At 39.6% G+C, this 18,822-nt stretch carries 16 protein-coding genes; 10 read left to right on the plus strand and 6 right to left on the minus strand.

Annotated elements, in window-relative coordinates; genetic code table 11:
* The first annotated feature begins 178 nt into the window (after positions 1 to 178).
* Entirely contained in the window at positions 179 to 1,192 is a 1,014-nt protein-coding gene (locus tag JET18_RS18480) for an SDR family NAD(P)-dependent oxidoreductase (RefSeq protein WP_202093524.1), read from the plus strand.
* A gap of 38 nt (positions 1,193 to 1,230) precedes the next feature.
* Positions 1,231 to 2,037 (plus strand): helix-turn-helix domain-containing protein, encoded by an 807-nt coding sequence (locus JET18_RS18485; protein ID WP_202093525.1) that lies wholly within the window; start codon positions 1,231 to 1,233, stop codon positions 2,035 to 2,037.
* A 120-nt stretch (positions 2,038 to 2,157) separates the two neighbouring features.
* On the opposite strand, the gene JET18_RS18490 is transcribed toward JET18_RS18485, so the two are convergent.
* The gene (locus JET18_RS18490; RefSeq protein WP_317193274.1) at positions 2,158 to 3,036 is read right to left on the minus strand and encodes an endo-beta-N-acetylglucosaminidase H; all 879 of its coding nucleotides are present in this window, start codon (positions 3,034 to 3,036) and stop codon (positions 2,158 to 2,160) included.
* A 567-nt stretch (positions 3,037 to 3,603) separates the two neighbouring features.
* Between JET18_RS18490 and JET18_RS18495 the strand changes: the two genes are divergently transcribed.
* Positions 3,604 to 4,527 (plus strand): hypothetical protein, encoded by a 924-nt coding sequence (locus JET18_RS18495; RefSeq protein WP_202093527.1) that lies wholly within the window; start codon positions 3,604 to 3,606, stop codon positions 4,525 to 4,527.
* A gap of 283 nt (positions 4,528 to 4,810) precedes the next feature.
* Here the strand turns inward: JET18_RS18495 and JET18_RS18500 are convergent, their stop codons facing one another.
* Together JET18_RS18500 and JET18_RS18505 are read right to left on the minus strand one after the other, a co-directional pair.
* On the minus strand, positions 4,811 to 5,227 hold the full coding sequence (locus tag JET18_RS18500; RefSeq protein WP_202093528.1) for a branched-chain amino acid ABC transporter substrate-binding protein: 417 nt from the start codon (positions 5,225 to 5,227) through the stop codon (positions 4,811 to 4,813).
* A gap of 172 nt (positions 5,228 to 5,399) precedes the next feature.
* Positions 5,400 to 6,563, minus strand: coding sequence for a THUMP domain-containing class I SAM-dependent RNA methyltransferase (locus tag JET18_RS18505; RefSeq protein WP_202093530.1), 1,164 nt, complete (start codon positions 6,561 to 6,563; stop codon positions 5,400 to 5,402).
* A 136-nt stretch (positions 6,564 to 6,699) separates the two neighbouring features.
* Here JET18_RS18505 and JET18_RS18510 point away from each other — a divergent pair, with 136 nt between their 5' ends.
* A complete protein-coding gene (locus JET18_RS18510; RefSeq protein WP_202093532.1) occupies positions 6,700 to 7,428 on the plus strand; it encodes a class I SAM-dependent methyltransferase in 729 nt (242 codons plus the stop codon).
* Positions 7,425 to 8,132, plus strand: coding sequence for a ZIP family metal transporter (locus JET18_RS18515; RefSeq protein WP_202093540.1), 708 nt, complete (start codon positions 7,425 to 7,427; stop codon positions 8,130 to 8,132). Before JET18_RS18510 ends, JET18_RS18515 begins: the two co-directional genes overlap by 4 nt.
* Positions 8,133 to 8,698: 566 nt before the next feature.
* Here the strand turns inward: JET18_RS18515 and JET18_RS18520 are convergent.
* Complete coding sequence (locus JET18_RS18520) at positions 8,699 to 10,102, minus strand: OmpP1/FadL family transporter (RefSeq protein WP_202093542.1); 1,404 nt, start codon at positions 10,100 to 10,102, stop codon at positions 8,699 to 8,701.
* A 29-nt stretch (positions 10,103 to 10,131) separates the two neighbouring features.
* Positions 10,132 to 11,202 (minus strand): prolyl-tRNA synthetase, encoded by a 1,071-nt coding sequence (locus tag JET18_RS18525; protein ID WP_202093544.1) that lies wholly within the window; start codon positions 11,200 to 11,202, stop codon positions 10,132 to 10,134.
* Between the two features lie 144 nt (positions 11,203 to 11,346).
* Between JET18_RS18525 and proS the strand changes: the two genes are divergently transcribed.
* The 5 genes from proS (at position 11,347) to dnaJ (ending at position 17,760) form a co-directional block, all read left to right on the plus strand.
* The gene (gene proS / locus JET18_RS18530) at positions 11,347 to 12,822 is read left to right on the plus strand and encodes a proline--tRNA ligase (protein WP_202093546.1); all 1,476 of its coding nucleotides are present in this window, start codon (positions 11,347 to 11,349) and stop codon (positions 12,820 to 12,822) included.
* Positions 12,823 to 12,940: 118 nt separating this feature from the next.
* Positions 12,941 to 14,239: an OmpA family protein gene (locus JET18_RS18535; RefSeq protein WP_202093548.1), complete on the plus strand. Its 1,299-nt coding sequence runs from the start codon at positions 12,941 to 12,943 to the stop codon at positions 14,237 to 14,239.
* A 114-nt stretch (positions 14,240 to 14,353) separates the two neighbouring features.
* Complete coding sequence (locus tag JET18_RS18540; protein ID WP_202093550.1) at positions 14,354 to 15,685, plus strand: Nramp family divalent metal transporter; 1,332 nt, start codon at positions 14,354 to 14,356, stop codon at positions 15,683 to 15,685.
* A 354-nt stretch (positions 15,686 to 16,039) separates the two neighbouring features.
* Positions 16,040 to 16,576 carry a nucleotide exchange factor GrpE gene (locus JET18_RS18545; protein WP_202093552.1) on the plus strand — a complete coding sequence of 179 codons (537 nt, stop codon included), beginning with the start codon at positions 16,040 to 16,042 and terminating at the stop codon, positions 16,574 to 16,576.
* A gap of 62 nt (positions 16,577 to 16,638) precedes the next feature.
* Complete coding sequence (gene dnaJ / locus JET18_RS18550; protein WP_202093554.1) at positions 16,639 to 17,760, plus strand: molecular chaperone DnaJ; 1,122 nt, start codon at positions 16,639 to 16,641, stop codon at positions 17,758 to 17,760.
* A gap of 99 nt (positions 17,761 to 17,859) precedes the next feature.
* On the opposite strand, the gene JET18_RS18555 is transcribed toward dnaJ, so the two are convergent.
* Positions 17,860 to 18,759, minus strand: coding sequence for a DUF808 family protein (locus JET18_RS18555; protein WP_202093556.1), 900 nt, complete (start codon positions 18,757 to 18,759; stop codon positions 17,860 to 17,862).
* Positions 18,760 to 18,822 lie beyond the last annotated feature (63 nt).

The following is an 18,822-nucleotide window of genomic DNA, read 5'->3' on the forward strand; positions in this document are numbered from 1 at the left end:
TTATTCGCAGAGGAATCCGCAAACAGTTTAACAGCTTATTCAAAGAAATTAACTTTCAAACGGAATTATTCTAAAAGAAATCAATCCTGACATTTTCAACACAATTATTTGACATTTTAAACAAAATGACCCTCACCGACAGCCTCTACCTTTGCTATAGAAATTTAAACCAAAAAAAATGATACAGAACATCAATCCCCAACAGCATCCTCTTCAATCCGGCTTCAATGCAGCATCTACTGCTCAGGAAATTATCAAAGGAACCGATCTTACCGGTAAAACTGTGATCATTACCGGCGGATATGCAGGAATAGGTCTTGAAACCACAAAAGTCCTTGCCTCTGCAGGCGCAAAAGTAATTGTACCGGCAAGAGATATGGAAAAAGCAGGAAAAAACCTTACCGGTATCGAAAACATTGAACTTGAAAAAATGGATCTTATGGACCCTGAATCCATCGATACATTCAGCGAAAGATTCCTGGCATCCGGGAGAAAGCTCGATCTCCTGATTAACAATGCAGGAATTATGTGGGTTCCTCTGAAAAGGGACGGCAGAGGTATTGAATCCCAGCTGGCAACCAATTATCTCGGACAGTTTCATCTTACGGCAAAACTCTGGCCCGCGCTGAAAAAAGCAGACGGGGCAAGGGTGCTCAGCGTTTCTTCTTACGGGCATCAGATGGCTCCGTTTGATTTTGAAGACCCGAATTTTGTAAACAGAGAATATCAGACGCTTTTGGGTTACGGACAGTCGAAAACTGCCTGTAATTTATTTTCTACAGCTCTGGATGAAAGAGGAAAAAAATTCAATATCAGAGCGTATTCTCTGCATCCGGGGTCTGTGTATGGAACTGATCTGGGAAGAGAGGAGCCGATTGATCTTTATATCCAGATGGGAACGCATGACAAGGATGGAAAAATAAAACCTGAGGTTGAAGCTAAACTGAAAACCATCCCACAGGGTGCTGCCACAACGGTTTGGTGTGCAACCAGCCCTCTTCTTGAGAATATCGGCGGGATGTATTGTGAAAACTGTGATATTGCCGAAATAAATCTTGGGCAGATAGAACACAGATATGATGAACCGGCAACCATCCGTGGAGTTCAGTCTTATTCCATCGACAGGGAAAATGCAGAAAGATTGTGGAAATTAAGTGAAGAAATGCTTGGCTTTACATTCGCTGCAGACTAACACTTTTTAAATACATTTGTACTTATAAACTTCAGGCCATGGATTTTCAGATACAATATATCACACCGGATATTAAACTTTCCACCTATGACGACAAGCTTTTCAAAACGGAAACTGTTTTTGAATTCCATATGCTGGTCTGGTTTATTTCCGGTGAAACTAGAATTATCCAGGCTGATAAAACCTATGTGTTCAAAGCGGGAGATATTTTCCTGATTCCGAGGAATCATCTCGCCACAATCATTAATTATCCTAAAGACGGACTTCCTCATAAGGCTGTAGTCATGCATCTTACCACAGAAAAGCTGAAACATTTTTATGCCACAGTGGAAACGGAACCCAGTACTTTTACCCGTGAATCCAAGATCCACAGCTTTCAGGATCATCCTCTTCTGAAAAGCTGTCTCGCTTCCCTGATTCCTTATTTTGATTTGCAAGGCCACTTTCCTGAGAACATTGCTTCTTTAAAAATCACTGAAGCGATCAGTATTTTAAGGGAAATTGACAAGGAAATAGATGCTGTCCTCACCGATTTTGAGGAGCCGGGAAAAATTGATCTGGCAGGCTTTATGGAAAAAAATTATATGTTCAATATGTCTCTGGACCGTTTCGGATATCTTACAGGCAGAAGCCTTTCCACTTTCAACAGGGACTTCAGAAAGATCTTTCAGACGACCCCTCAGCGGTGGCTTACTCAAAAACGTCTGGAACTGGCTTATTATCATTTAAAGGAAAAACATAAAAGACCTTCGGATGTATTTCTGGAGGTCGGTTTTGAGGATCTCTCCCACTTCTCTTATGCCTTTAAAAAACAATATGGCCTTGTGCCGTCTGCTTTAAGCTGATTCGACGAAGAGAATAGTTTAAATAAAAAAAGGACAAATTTTCCAAGAAAATTTGTCCTTTTACAAAATTATGCCTTATTCATTTGATTCTTTAGATTGAATAAACCAATCAAACAGCAGTTAATTCTGATATACCGTGTTTTGTCCGTACAATACACTCGTTGCATTTGAAAAATAAGACGCAATATTTGTAGATCCTAAATCATAATACAAGAAAACACCATACCCGTCATTCTTAGTTCTCTGCGCGTAATTTGTTACAGTAGAACTGCTTGTAAAAGTAGAGGTTCCAGGTTTTACATTGACTGCTGCAGCCCCTTTATGCGCATTATCCAAACCAGGTATATTAGGAGCGGAATAGGTGCTGTAGTATGGGTTCCATGCAAAATCTACTTTGGATCCGACTGTTACCCCGTTGTAAGAAAGGTTACTAGCAGAAGGTCCGATATTATAGAATGAAATGATTTTATCCGGAAGCAGCTCTCTCAGGGCAGTCACCAGATATACGAATGAGGACTGATTCGGTTGGGAAGTTCCGTTGGCTCCGTAATTTGCATATTCATCATCAAAGTCGATGCCGTCCAAACCATAGGTATTCACAGCGTTGGCTAATTCCTGGGCGAACGCTTTAGCAGCAGTCTGATTCGGAAAATTGGCAAACCCTGCTCCCTGATGGTTTCCAAGAATGGACAGCATTACCTTGATTCCTTTATCCTGTAAAGGTTTTATGTAAGTAGTTTTATTAGTAAGTACATTGGTAACCTGATCATTAAAATGGAGATAGGCTTTCTGGGTGGAAGTATTGTAATTGATATTGGCCGCAAAAATAATAGCGACATCAAAAAGCTGTTTCCCATCGGCCAGCTTATACTTGCCTACTTCCCTGATATCATTATTGTTGACTTCAACATACATCACTGACAATGGTTTCTTTCCGAAAGCGGCCACTTTTGACGCTGTGCTACCTTCAGCTAATACGGATTCATTAGAATTTAACACGTCATCTGATCGTTCTGAACTACACGAATTAATTATGAACATACCAATACATAAAATTGGCAGATACATTAGGCTTATCCTTTTCATATTGTTAATATTTAGTTGTTTTATACGAATTTAGATAAGGTCAAATAAAACATTTAATAGTAAATCGTCAAAATATGTTATTATTTTATCATTAAAAATAACAACCATTGAAACATTTAAAATAGATTAATAAAATTCTATCCATTAAAAGAAATATTACAAATTTTAAACAGAAACCATCTTTCACTGATGCATTAATTTTTAATCCAGCTTATAAAAAGTGGTTCTGTGATATTCATAGATATTGGTTTCAAAAGTTTCTCCCACTCTTTTATGCCTTTAAAACACTACAAATATCCCCTGCATTAAGCTGATGGGAAGCGCAGAATATAAAATCCGTGATTATACCCCTATAAAAGATTAATAGTAAAGAAAAGCAAAATGTAAATACTTATGATTGAATAGATTTTAGTATTTTTGATTAAATCAACTCATTATCGTTTCGAATTACAAATAATTTACTTTAAAAAATCACAATCTATGAAAACACAATTAGCAGCTATTGCATTCGTCATAAGTGCATTCTCAAACGCACAGGTGGGAATCGGAACAAATACACCGGGAGGCGCTTTTCATGTGGATGGTAATAAGGATAATGCAGCTTCGCCTACAGCTGCACAAACGGCCAATGATTTCATTGTAACATCTACCGGTTCTGCTGCCTTGGGGACTATTACACCGGATGCGTCCGCCAAATTTCAGATCAATGCCACTGATAAAGGAATGCTGATTCCCCGTGTCGCATTAACAGCCCCTAATGACGCAGCAACCATATTATCCCCCGCAAAAGGACTTATTGTTTACAACACCAATGTGAATACCAATATGGAGGAAGGATTTTACACCAATTACGGTACACCTGCCGTTCCTAAATGGATCACCTACCAGCAACGCGATAAAACAGCCTGGAAACTTGATAACGTTTTCGACGTGACCGCTACAGCTCCTGTAGACCAAACCGTGACCGCTACCACTGCAGTGAATAATATTAACTTGGGATTGAGTATAACCATCACCGTTCCGGCATTTACACAGGCAAAACTGGTTACCACTTACAGTGTTCCCATGGGGACTACAGCGATAGCAACCAGTTTCGGAGGTTATTTTGGCGTCCGGTTTTTAAAGAACGGAACAGAACTTCCGGCAGGTTCAAGAAAATATACCGTTCCGGCGGTTTCTTCCAGTGCCAGCTCAAGAATGGCCTCTGTTAATGCTACGGTAGGAGATACGGTCACTAACAATACCGCTTCGCCAGTCAATGTCACTTATGCACTGAACGGTTATGTAGAGCCTACCGCGGATACAGCGACCATAAGATTTAATATGTGGTCTACTGCCGATCCGAACTTCAACTGGGGAAGAGGCTATATGTCTGTACAGATGTTTACAAAAACAACATTGTAAGTTGAATAAAATAGTATTTAAATTAAGCTCCTTAACAGGGGCTTTTTTATTTAAAAATATAAATCTGAACGATTACGGAAAGCAACGGGAAAATTTTTCAACGCAAAAAAATTATTATTATTTCAGATTTGAGGAGGCAAAGAGGAAATCAACTTCGTTGATTTTGATGAAGCGTTGTGCCTAAGTGCTGACGATAAAAAAATTCCCTCATAAAAAATCTGTGCAATCCGTGGAATCTATGGGAAAATTCATCGGACAAAATGATCATTATTAATTCAATATTTTAAATAAACAGACCCGACCTGAAGTAAATACAAAGTACAAGAGAAGTAAAAAACAGAACTACCGAACCGCTGAAGAGCAATAATTTAAAAAGATTTTTAAAATAATAAAGCTCCAAAACATAAAGAAGAAAAAACAGGAGGCCTGAAATTCCGGTTCCTATCAATGAAGCCACGACTAAGGTTTGGGTATAATTTTCAGCTGGAAGCGGATCTTTAAATACAAAGAAAAGTAAAATGACAGCCGCTATTATAAAGCCTGCACTTACTTTTTCAGTGAAATACTTTGATCTTTTCTTTTTTGCAGGTTTATCATTGTAATTCAGGCTCGCAGAAGATGAAGAGCCACCGCCAAACAGATGCAGTACGTCTAAAGCATCCGAGATATTTCCTAAGATCTCAAAAAGGTTCCAGGCCATACTTTTAATTTGAGTTTGAACAAAAATAAAAAATATTTTGATGCGAAAAACAGTAAGAGGAGGTATGGATATTAAACTCAAATGACAACCTCATCTTTCAGAATCAAGCTTCCTTGCCCCATTTACACAAAAAAACCTCCCATTTACGGAAGGTTTCTATTTAAAAAAATGATTATTCTTTTTCCAGTTTATGAAGTTTTTTCGTCCCTTCGTACATTTCATATTGAAGGAATCTCGTTTCCAGTTTTCCGTTGAAAAGTTTGATCTTTCTTGAAGGACGAAGACCGATTTTCTTCACCGCTTCCAGATCGGAAGAGATCAGCCAGGCTAACGTATTCGGATAACTTGTCTTGAAGGTGTCACCAATTTTCTTGTAGAAATCTTCATCATTAATGGAAATTCTTTCATCATATGGCGGATTGAAAACCATCAGCAACGGGAAGTGCTCTTTTTTGGATTCAAAGAAATCCTGCTTTTTCACCTCAATTACATCTTCCATTTCAGCGGCTTCAATATTCGTTCTTGCTGCGTTCAGCATTCTGCCATCAATATCGTAACCTATGATTTTTCCGGTAAATTCTTTTACTCTGTTTATTCTTACTTCTCTGATTTTTGAAAAAAGATCGGCATCATAATTCTTCCAGTTCTGGAATGCAAATCCTCTTCTGAAAGTTTGTGCAGGAAGGTCCAGGGCAATCATTGCCGCTTCTACAAGAAGGGTTCCGGAACCGCACATCGGATCCAGGAAGTTTCCTTTCCCATCCCAGCCTGCCAGCTGAAGCATACCGCTTGCCAGCACTTCGTTGATAGGTGCCTCGCCCTGCTCTTTTCTGTAACCTCGTTTAAACAAAGGATCTCCGGAAGAGTCCAAAGAGATTGTTACCAATTCTCTGTCAATATGCAGGTGAAACTTGATATCAGGGTTTCTGGTCTCTACATTCGGGCGTCTTTTGAATTTATCCTGGAAATAATCTACAATAGCATCCTTCATTTTCAACGTCACAAACTGTGAATGCTTGAATGTTTCGGAATTTACAGTAGAATCTATCGCGAAAGACTGGTCTACATCCATATACTCTTCCCATGCAATCGCAGAAAGCTTATTATAAAACTGATGCTGGTTGAATGCTTTGAATTCAAAAACAGGAATTAAAATTTTTAACGCTGTTCTTGCAGAGTAATTAATTTTATAAAGAAAACCAAGGTCGCCTTCACAATTAATTGCCCGGTTTTTAATTTCAACGTTTTTTCCGCCTAATTTTTTGATTTCTTCAGCAAGAATCTGCTCCAGTCCGAAGAATGTCTTTATCTGAATCTTTAGATTTTCTGTGTCCATAAATATATATTAAAAGATTTAATGATTTAGAAATTAAGAGATTAAGGCTATCTCCTTCGTACTTATTGAATTTTTCAATGCTACAATCTCTAAAATACTTTGCTTTTAACCGCACAAATTTAGTTATTTTTGCATTATGGAATGGTTTGAATCTTGGTTTGATACACCTTATTATCATCTTTTGTACAGTAACAGAGACTATACGGAAGCCGAAAATTTCATTACAAAGCTTACTGAAGACCTTCAGTTACCGCAGTCATCCAAGATTATTGATCTGGCTTGTGGAAAAGGAAGGCATTCTGTTTTCCTGAACAAATTAGGATATGATGTATTAGGGCTGGATCTTTCCAGACAGAGTATTGAATTTGACAAGCAGTTTGAAACACAAACGCTTCTTTTCAATGTTCATGACATGCGAAACCCTATTGATGCAGATCCTATGGACGCTGTATTCAACTTATTTACAAGCTTCGGGTATTTTGAGAATGAAACGGATGATAAAAAAGTATTTCAGTCGGTTTACAATGTCTTGAAGCCGGGAGGTTATTTTGTTCTGGATTATCTGAATGAAGAATTCGTAAGAAAACGTATTGTTCCTGAAACTACCATAACCCGCGGTGATATTGACTTTAAAATCCTTAAAAAAATCGAGGGCAGACATATTATTAAAGACATCCGCTTCGAAGCAGACGGAAATTCTTTTCATTTCTTTGAAAAAGTAAAGCTTCATACGCTGGAAGCCATCAATTCATATGCAACAGACTGCGGCTTTGAAAGAGTAAAAATCTGGGGCGATTATCAGCTGAATGAATTTGACCGTGAGGTTTCGCCACGATGCATCAATTTATTTAAGAAAAAGGCATGATAACGGTCGTTTTACTGATACTAAGCGTTGTAACAGGCGTTTTTCTCGGCAAGCATTTCGGAAAAAAAGAAAAGCTGGCTAAAAATCTGCTGGTTCTGAGTGCAGGATTCCTGATCACCATCTGTCTGAATGAAGTTTTCCCGCAGGTGTATACCTCACAGGCAGGAAGCAGCCTGGGAATTTTTGTGATTGCCGGAGTTTTGCTTCAGATGATCCTGGAAGCGCTTACCAAAGGTTTTGAACACGGACATTTCCATCATCACAGTGAACATAACATTCTTCCTGTGGCACTGATGGTTGGTTTATTTATCCATGCTTTTATAGAGGGAATTCCTTTGGCTAATGAAAAACAGCAGCTCTCCCCTTACCTTCTCGGAATTGTATTTCACAACCTTCCGATTTCGTTTATTCTGGGAGCTTTTTTATTCAACAGAAAAAAAGAGTCTAAAACTTCACCTTATCCTTCGCTTTTAATAGTGGCTTTATTTGCCCTTGCTTCCCCGATGGGTATGCTGCTTGGGAATTATTTCAATCCAAACCTTCAGCCGTATTTCCTGGCTATTGTAGGCGGAATTTTCCTTCATATTTCATCTGTGATCATTTTTGAGAGCAATAAAAACCATAATATCGACTGGGTAAAGATTGGCCTTGTGATTCTTGGGGTTTCTTTAGCCCTGATCATGCATCTTTTCCATGCACATTAATTTTCGTAATCATTAATTTATTACAGCACGAATATCTACATCATAACCTATGATTTAGGTTTTATGCTATTATCTCGCAGATTTCGCTGATGATGCAGATTTTCACCTATGCATTGTTGGGTATACGCAGAGGCGCAAGCAATTTAAAATTATTGTGTTGTTAAGAAGCGAGAAAATCCAAGATTTTCAGCAAGTTTCAGTGAGTATTTTTTGCGGTTTACAATTTTATCTTCGATAAAATCCTTGCGTCTTTTATACAGCATTTTTGTGAATAAACTTCGCGTCTTGGCGTTTAAAACCATTTAAGATTAATAGGGAAAGTGTGTTTGTTGGCTATCGCAAAGACGCAAAAAATTTAAAATTGTTATGTTGTTAAGGCGCAAGAAAATCCAAGATTTTCAGCAAAGCTTTATATATTATTTTCGTGAAAGGAAAGAACTTTTGCGTCTTGCGATGGACCAACAAAAAGCTATTTGCATTTGTATTTCAAATCTTAAATAAAAAACAAGAAGCTCCGGATCTTCGATCCGGAGCCTCAATTTAATCACTCATTACACAATCTGGAATTAGAACTTCCAGCCGAATGTAATAAAGAAGTTATTTCTGTTATTTTTAACCTCAGAAACCGCAAAGTAATCTGATGACATAATTCTGTTTTCAGAGTAATAAGCAGTGTCTGTAGCAGGATCTCCTGTATTGATTCCTCTAAGGAACGGATTGCTGTACTTAGACGTTACATACTGGTAAGATGCATCCACATAAAATGCTTTGAAATCATATCCTATACCGAATGAAGCAAGGTTTCTGTTATTCAGCATCATATCATTATAAGATCTGTCAGATGTTGAAGCATCAGGATTCACCTGGCTTACCGTAACAGCATCGAAAGGATTGGAAACATAAGAATACCCTCCTCTTAATCTAAACTGACTTACTCTGTATTCTGCCCCGATTCTTACTTCTGAAGTGTTTTTATAATTGTCTTTGAAAAAACTGTTCAGCTCACTCTCAGCACCTGTAACCACTTTATATTTAGGTCTTGTAAGTCCCAGTGTATAATCTACATTCAAAGAGAAGTTTTTACTGGCTACAAATGCCGCACTTACTGTGGCTTTAAGCGGAGTGGTAAGATCTCTCGATTCTGTCCCTGTACCGTCTCCGTAATCAGGATCATTATAAAAATTATAATCTCTGTCTATACGCCAGAATGTCGGGGTTTCAATAGCACCCCCTATTCTGAAATTCGGGCTGAGTTTTCCGATTACCCCTACGGTAGCTGAAAAACCGGAAGATCTTTCAAACATAGGTGTATTTTGTCTGTCAAAATATTCCAGAGAGCCATTGGAAAGTGATTTAAAGGCTGCTGTATCATACTGGTCAATAGATGCATTGAAAAAATTAATTCCCGCACCCAAATATAAAGTATGATTATAGTTGGCCCCTACCCCAAAGCTTGTCTTGGAAAGATTTCCATACCTGTTGTAGGCATGACCGGAAAGTGATGCACTTTTATCGGTGAAATCTTTGATCACATTATCACTTCCGGGAGATTCTACATAATTATCCAGTGACTGGTTGGAGAAATTGATCCCGATATTGATAAACTTCCATCCTGATTCAGACATTAACGGGAAGGCAATCACACCTCCTACATTGCCAAGGTCTGTATTGGTCTTACTGTAGTCGATAGTAGAACCAGCCCAGGTACTTTTATTTTTATTTCCTGCGATAGACAGTGTTCCGGAAACTTCACCGGAAATAGCCACTCCCAAACCGGCAGGGTTGGTAAGCAGTGAATTGGCATCACCTCCTAATGCTCCATTAGCTCCAGCCATTGCATTAAACTTGGACGAACCCACCATAGGAGTACTGGAATAAACATCTACAGTATTTCTCAATATAGAAACATCCTGAGCCTGCGCAAAAAATGCAGCAGAGATACTCATTAATACTAAAGATTTTTTTAACATTATTTTTTTAATAGTTATTTAATTTGAAATTATCTTCCTCCGGATCTGAAGCCGCCACCTCCGCCGCCGCCAGATCTGAAGCCGCCTCCGCCACCGGAAGAACCTCCTCTGAAGCCTCCTGATGAACTTCCGCTGGATCTGAATCCTCCGCTGTCATTGGATCTGAAACCACCGTTATTGTTGTTATTGTAGCTTGGCTGAGAATTTGAATTACGGAATCCTCCTGACTGCTGCTGCGGTCTGTAACTTCCATTTGAATTTCCGCTTCTGAAGCCGCCATTGGAATTATTCGTTCTGTATCCTCCATTGGTCCCGTTTCTGAAACCTCCGTTGGTGCTTCCGCTTCTGAAACCGCCATTATTAGTATTTCGGAATCCATCACTGTTTCTGAATCCATTACTTCTGGAAGTATTCGTTCTGTACACAGCATTGCTTAAACCAGGATTGCTGAATCCTCCGCCTCCGCTTCTTCTGTAAACCACAGGTCTGTAGCTGTTGCCCCAGTAGCCGCCGCCATAGCCCCAACCATAACCACCGCCCCAGAACGGGTCATAATATCCACCCCAGTAAGGAGAATATCCATAGCCCCAGTAAGGACTTCCCCAGCCCATAGAACCGCCCCAGCCCCAGCCGAAAGATCCGCCCCAGCCAAATGATCCACCCCAGCCCCAGCCGCGATTCATGCCCCAATAAGGGCTGTAACCGCCGTACCATCCCCAGGGAGATCCCCAGGAATTGTCATAGTAGTTGGTCTGAGACCCTGCAAACGCACCCCAGTCTGAATCCGTAGCATTGGTATTCCAGTTGTTATCGCTCCAGGTATTATATCTGTTTTCTTGTTCTCTTGAATTATTCTGCGCATTCTGGATTACATTCGAGTCCTGGTAGTAATCGTAATTCTCTCCCACTCTGTTTCCGCCATCATTGATGATCACCCCTTCTGGCAGCGTATCTTTATTGGGGTCGTAGTATACCCCGTCGGTCTCCGTGTATCCTCCCATCTGGGCTCCACAAGACACAAGCAGTAATCCGCCTGATATCGCTAAAATCCCTTTGGACTTTAACAGACCGAGCAAATTTTTATGTATATTTCTTTTCATGATAACGTAAAGATTTTTAATTTAAATTATATTTGCAATCTGTACCAAAAATGTACCAAAATACTGGTAAAAAAATCTATCAAAAATAGATTTTTATTTTTAGATTACAATAATGTACAAAAGTTAAAAAAATTTTAAAAAAGAATGGCAAAATTAACCTCAAGAAGCGAAGATTACAGCAAATGGTATAATGAGTTGGTGGTAAAAGCTGACTTAGCTGAAAACTCTGGAGTGCGAGGATGCATGGTGATCAAACCATACGGCTATGCAATCTGGGAAAAAATGCGTGATGAAATGGACAAAAGATTCAAAGAAACAGGTCACGTTAATGCTTATTTCCCGCTTTTTGTGCCCAAGAGCCTCTTTGAGGCAGAAGAGAAGAATGCAGAAGGTTTTGCTAAAGAATGTGCAGTAGTTACCCATTATAGATTAAAAACAGATCCAGACAATCCACACAAACTGATTGTAGATCCAGATGCCAAATTAGAAGAAGAACTTATTGTACGTCCTACTTCTGAAGCCATTATCTGGAATACCTACAAAAACTGGATCCAGTCTTACAGAGATCTTCCGATACTGATCAACCAGTGGGCCAATGTTGTTCGTTGGGAAATGAGAACACGTCTGTTCCTCAGAACAGCAGAATTCTTATGGCAGGAAGGGCATACGGCACACGCTACCAAAGATGAAGCGATAGAAGAAGCTGAAAAAATGAATGACGTCTATGCAGATTTTGCAGAGAAGTTCATGGCGATGCCTGTTATCAAAGGATTAAAAACACCGTCTGAAAGATTTGCAGGAGCAGATGAAACCTACTGTATTGAAGCATTGATGCAGGATGGAAAAGCGCTTCAGGCAGGAACCTCTCACTTCTTAGGCCAGAATTTCGCGAAAGCTTTCGATGTAAAATTCACCAACAAAGAAGGAAAGATAGAGCACGCATGGGCAACATCATGGGGTACTTCTACCCGTTTGATGGGAGCTTTAATCATGACCCACTCTGATGATTTCGGATTGGTGCTTCCTCCGACTCTGGCTCCGATCCAGGTTGTCATTGTTCCTATCTTTAAAGGAGAAGAGCAGCTGGCACAGATCAGTGAAGTAGCTCTGGAGATTCAGGCTAAATTAAAAGCAAAAGGAATTTCAGTGAAATTCGATGACGATACGCACAACAAACCAGGCTGGAAATTTGCAGAATACGAATTAAAAGGTGTTCCTGTAAGAATTGCCATGGGACCAAGAGATCTTGAGAACAAATCTGTTGAAATTGCCAGAAGAGATAATTTAACAAAAGAAGTTCGTTCTATAGACGGCTTAGATGCTTACATCGAAGAACTGTTACAGACCATTCAGAAAGATATTTACGAAAAGGCGTTCAACTTCAGAAACGAGAACATTACAAAAGTAAATACTTACGAAGAGTTCAAGAAGGTTCTTGAAGAAAAAGGAGGCTTCATCTATGCCCATTGGGATGGAACAGCTGAAGAAGAAGAGCAGATCAAGGATGAAACGAAGGCTACCATCAGATGTATTCCTTTAGATGATGACATTGAAGAGGGTATTTCCCTGGTAAGTGGAAAACCGTCCAAAAGACGTGTATTATTCGCAAAAGCGTACTAATAATTTTTGGTGGATATTCAAAAACTCAACAGAAAATTAAATAAATATTCAAGAAAAGTGACATTTGGACAGATTTTTGTTTAAATTTATGCAACATTAATCTAAAAAATAATTTATTATGTCTTTAAATGTCATTGATTTAATTAAAGGACAGTTGGGTCCCGCTTTGGTTTCACAAGCAGCTTCTCAATTTGGAGAAAGTGAATCCGGTATCTCAAAAGCAATTGGAGGTATGCTTCCCGCAGTGCTGGGAGGATTAGCTAATAATTCCGATAACCCGGGAGTTTTGGATGCAATTTCCAACGCCTCGTCGAGCGGAATTTTAGGAAATCTATTAGGTGGTGCATCCAGCAGCCCTGTAATTTCCACGCTGCTGACCTCTATTTTTGGAGATAAAATCAGTGGAATAGTAAATGCTATTGCTACGTACGCAGGAATCAGTAATAATTCTTCGAGTTCATTGCTGAATTTAGTAACAGGAGCTACGGTAGGTTCTATCGGAAAATATGCTGCTGATAATAATTTAGACAAATCAGGTATTTCAAGCCTGTTAGGTGAGCAGAAAGGAATTGTTTCTTCACTCCTACCGGCAGGACTTTCCCTGGCATCCTTAAATTTAGGAAGCTGGTTTGGTGGAGGAAGTTCTAATGCAGATGTTGCACCTAGAACAGAAGAACCGAAAATAGAAGTTACAAGAAGTACTACAGCTGCAGGAACCAATCCTGACAGAAATAATAATGAAGGCGGAGGTTCAATCTGGAAATGGTTGCTTCCGCTTTTACTTTTAATTGCCGCAGGATATTTCCTTTGGAAACAATGCGACAAAAAACAAACAACCACTACCACTACAGTTACTGATTCTACAGGATCTGCAACAGATACAGCTGCTGTAACGACTCCTGCGGACACTTCTGCTTCCACTACAGCAACGCCAGCTGCAAAAACCGATGAAAACATCGATCTTAACGGCGTAATGCTGAAAGGGTACAAAGGAGGTATGGAAGATCAGATGATTACCTTCCTGAAGTCCGGAAACTACAAAAATGCAGCGGATGATGCAGCATTGAAAGATAAGTGGTATGATTTTGACCACGTAAACTTCAAAATGGGAAGTTCTACTGAACTGGAAGCAGGTTCTCAGGGACAGCTTGATAATTTAGTAGCAATTCTGAAAGCATTCCCGGATGCAAAAATCAAAATCGGCGGTTACACTGATAAAACAGGAAATGAAGCAGCCAACGTAAAACTATCCAAAGCAAGAGCTGAGTTCATCAAAGCGGCTTTAGGAAAAGCAGGAGTTGGTGCTCAGGTTTTGGAAGCTGAAGGTTACGGAAGTAAATATGCTAAAGTAGATGCTAAAGCTTCTGATGCAGAAAGAGCTGCAGACAGAAAAATGGCTGTAAGATTTGCCAAATAGATCTTTAGAATCTTTAAAAATAGAGTCCCGGAAGTTAATTTCCGGGATTTTTTCATCCCCTTACTTCCGTATTTATATTTATTTAATTAAATTTGTTAGTCATTTCTAACATTTATGAATTTTAATATAAACAACGCCTGGCGTAAAGATAAAACTTCCCACTCTCTGTCCGAAGTATATTCAACGATAAAAGTACCCCGCAAAGGCAATTTCTGGAGAAAATATCTGGCTTTTGCCGGTCCGGGACTTATGATCGCCGTAGGATATATGGATCCGGGGAACTGGGCTACAGATATTGCAGGAGGCGCGCAGTTTGGATATACATTGCTTTCGGTGATTCTTATCTCAAATATTTTTGCGATGGTTTTACAGCATTTATCCGTAAAACTGGGTGTAGTGGCAGAAAGAGACTTGGCCCAGGCCTGCCGTGACCACTTCAACCCTACCACCAATTTTATTTTATGGATTTTCTGTGAAATAGCCATTGCCGCGTGTGATCTCGCCGAGGTGATAGGTTCAGCCATTGCATTAAACCTTCTGTTCCATATTCCTCTGACCTGGGGAATTGTGATCACTACAGTAGATGTTCTGATCATTCTTTTGCTTCAGGCTAAAGGTTTCAGATGGATCGAGAGTATCGTTGGCGGACTTATTTTCATTATTCTGGCGTGTTTTATCTATGAAATTGCAATTTCCCAGCCTGCGTTCAAAGAAATCCTTGGAGGTCTTGTTCCTCAAAAAGAAATTATCCAGAATCCGGCTATGCTCTATATTGCCATAGGAATTCTGGGTGCTACCGTTATGCCCCACAATTTATATCTCCACAGCAGTATTGTGCAGACAAGAGATTACCCGCGTGATCGTGAAGGAAAGAAAGAAGCGATAAAATTTGCCACATTAGACAGTACCGTTTCGCTGATGCTGGCATTCTTCATCAACGCAGCCATTCTTATTCTGGCGGCGGCTACTTTTCATACCACAGGGAACAAGCATGTAGCAGATATCCACGATGCCTACAAAATGCTGACTCCGATCCTTGGTGCTTCTATGGCAAGTATTGCTTTTGCCATCGCTTTGCTGGCATCCGGACAGAATTCTACGCTTACCGGAACACTTGCAGGGCAGATCGTCATGGAAGGTTTCTTAAATATCCGCCTGAAGCCATGGCTGAGAAGACTGATCACAAGGCTGATCGCCGTAATTCCGGCTTTAATTGTCACCATTATCTACGGTGAGGAAGGAACAACAGATTTATTGGTATTAAGCCAGGTTATCTTATCCATGCAGCTTAGCTTTGCAGTGGTTCCTTTGGTGATGTTCACCAATGATAAAGCCAAAATGGGAGAATTCGTCAACAAACCTTTTCTTAAAGTTATGGTGTGGATTATTTCCATTGTGATTATTGTTTTAAACCTTTATCTGCTGTACCAGACTTTTACAGGATAAAAAAGGTGAATGGTGAATCGTCAATGGTGAATTTTTTCCAACGGATTATTGACATTTGACTTGCGAAGCAAAAATTGACATTTCACAAAATAATGTGAATGGAGAATCATCAATGGTGAATTTCCCCCAACGGATTATTCACATTTGACTTGCGAAGCAAAATTGACAATTCACAAGAATACTGTGAATGGTGAATCGTGAATCGTGAATTTCTCGAGCCATAATATTCACTATTCACTTGCGAAGCAAAATTGACCATTCCCCTCCAACACGCTGCGTTTTTTCTGCCTTAATGTCCATATTTTCTATTTGGCAGGTTCTTTGTCAATCATTTCTTTAAATAAATATTGAATTATGGACAATCAGGATATTAACGAAGAAAGCATCAATAATCACGAAGAAAACAACATTCAGAACGAAGTGGCAGCTGAAGAAAATGTGACAGCAAAACCTTCTGCAGAGGAACTTTTGGCAGACGAAAAAGACCGTTACATCAGATTGTACGCTGAATTCGAAAATTATAAAAAAAGAACGGCAAAGGAGAAGATGGAATTCTTCCAGTATGCCAATCAGGATATGATGATTTCTATGCTGGGTATTCTGGATGATTTCGAAAGAGCTTTAAAGGAAATTGCTAAAAACGGAAATTCATCTGATCTTCAGGGTGTAGAACTGATCTATCAGAAATTTAAGAACAGACTTACCGAAAAAGGCCTAAAAGCTATGGAAGTAAGAGCAGGTGATGCATTTAATGTAGACTTCCACGAAGCGATCACTCAGATTCCTGCGCCTTCTGAAGAACTGAAAGGTAAAATTGTAGACGTTATTGAAACCGGGTATACTTTAAGTGATAAAGTGATCCGTTTTGCAAAAGTAGTAACCGGAAACTAAAAATATCAATGATCAATGATGAATGGTAAATGATCATTCATCAATAATCAATCATAAGCATTATGTCAAAAAGAGATTATTACGAAGTTCTTGAGATCAGTAAATCTGCATCGGCCGACGAGATAAAGAAATCATACCGAAAAATGGCCATCAAATTTCACCCGGATAAAAACCCAGGTGACAAAGAGGCTGAGGAAAAATTTAAGGAAGCTGCAGAGGCCTATGAAGTACTGAGCGACGACCAGAAACGTGCGAGATACGACCAGTTCGGACATGCCGGAATGGGCGGAAACGGAGGTTTCGGAGGCGGAGGCTTCGGCGGAGGCATGAACATGGAAGATATTTTCAGCCAGTTTGGAGATATTTTCGGAGGCGGAGGCTTCGGTGGTTTTGGCGGCGGTGGCGGAGGACGTCAGCAGGTGAAAGGTTCTAATTTAAGGATCAGAATCAAGCTGAACCTTGAGGAAATGGTGAACGGAACGCAGAAAACCATCAAAGTAAAAAAAATGAAGATGGCAGAAGGTGCCACTTCAAAAACATGTCCTACCTGTAACGGTTCCGGTGTTCAGCTTAAAGTGATGAATACGATGTTCGGACAGATGCAGACGCAGACCACCTGTAGTACCTGTCAGGGAATCGGTAAAGTAGCCGATAAAATTCCTGCAGGAGCCAATGCACAGGGACTGATCAAGGATGAGGAAGAAATCTCCATCAATATTCCGGCAGGAGCCAGAGACGGTATCCAGCTTAATGTGAGAGGGAAAGGAAATGACGCACCATTTGGTGGAATTCCAGGGGATTTATTGGTAATCATTGAAGAGGAAGTAGATAAAACAATTAAGAGAGAAGGAGATAATCTTCACCAGGAACTTTATGTTTCTTTTGCAGAAGCTGCTTTGGGAACCAAAAAAGAAGTGCCTACCGTAGGCGGTAAAGTGAAAATTACCGTTGATCCGGGAACTCAGTCCGGAAAGATCCTTAGACTGGCTGGAAAAGGGCTTCCAAGCATCGACAGCTATGGTAAAGGTGATATGTTCATCCACATCAATGTATGGACCCCACAAAAGCTTACGAAAGACCAGAAGGATTTCTTTGAGAAGCAGATGTCCAGCGGAGAAATGGTGGCAGAACCTTCCGGAAAGGAAAAAACTTTCTTTGATAAAGTGAAAGATTTATTCAACTAAAATATAAAAAGAGGCTTTTGTTAGTCTCTTTTTTTGGTTATAAACGTATCGGCGCGGCTTCTTCGAAGCCGCGCCGATACGTTTATTTATATCAAATTTCTATTTCTTCTTTACCAGAGAAACAACACCTTTTCCCATGGTGAAAAGGGCTACAGCAAATAAACCTCCTATAAGTCCGAGGATAATTTCTTTTAAAATAGTAAGCATTTCATTTGAAGACCAGGAAGGTAGAACATGGTGAAGGAATTCTATTCGGTGTGCAAAAATACCGCCGGCTACCATAATCAATGCGATGGTCCCTATAACTCCCAACGCTTTAATAACAACCGGTAAGGCTTTCACCAAAAAGTGTCCAAGCATTCCGAAGAAGCCTTTGTCATTGCTCTTTTTGATTAATTTAAATCCTGCATCATCCATTCTTACGATCAAAGCAACAATTCCGTACACTCCCACTGTAGCGATAAAGGCAACCAGACTTGTCACCAAAATCTGGGTAATGAAAGGATGGCTTTCTTCCAAAACCGTTCCTAAAGCAATGATGACAATCTCAACAGATAGAATAAAATCTGTAGTGATAGCCGATTTTATCTTTGCTTTTTCTATTTCTTCATCACTCTTTTCGTCTTCTACAATTTCTTCTACCACTTCGTGACCTTTTTTGTCCCGGTGAAAAAGAAATTCTATGATCTTTTCAACACCTTCGAACGCCAGATATAGCCCTCCGGCAATCAATACATAATTAATGGCGGGAGCATAAAGCCAGTTGAGAAGGAATACAACAGGAAGAATAATCAGTTTATTGATAAATGATCCTTTTGTAATTGCCCACAAAACCGGAATTTCCCTTGAAGAAAGGAAACCCGTAGCTTTCTCTGCATTCACAGCCAGGTCATCGCCCAGAATACCTGCTGTTCTCTGTGTTGCTATTTTACTTGTAACAGCTACATCATCCATCAGCGCCGCAATATCATCTAAAATTGCAAAAAAACCAGATGCCATATTATTTTAATATTTTTTTAATATTTGTTAAGTGGAGCAAAAATAATTATTAAAATCTATTTT

The organism is Chryseobacterium endalhagicum (assembly GCF_016745235.1).
Classification (GTDB): Bacteria; Bacteroidota; Bacteroidia; order Flavobacteriales; family Weeksellaceae; genus Chryseobacterium; species Chryseobacterium endalhagicum.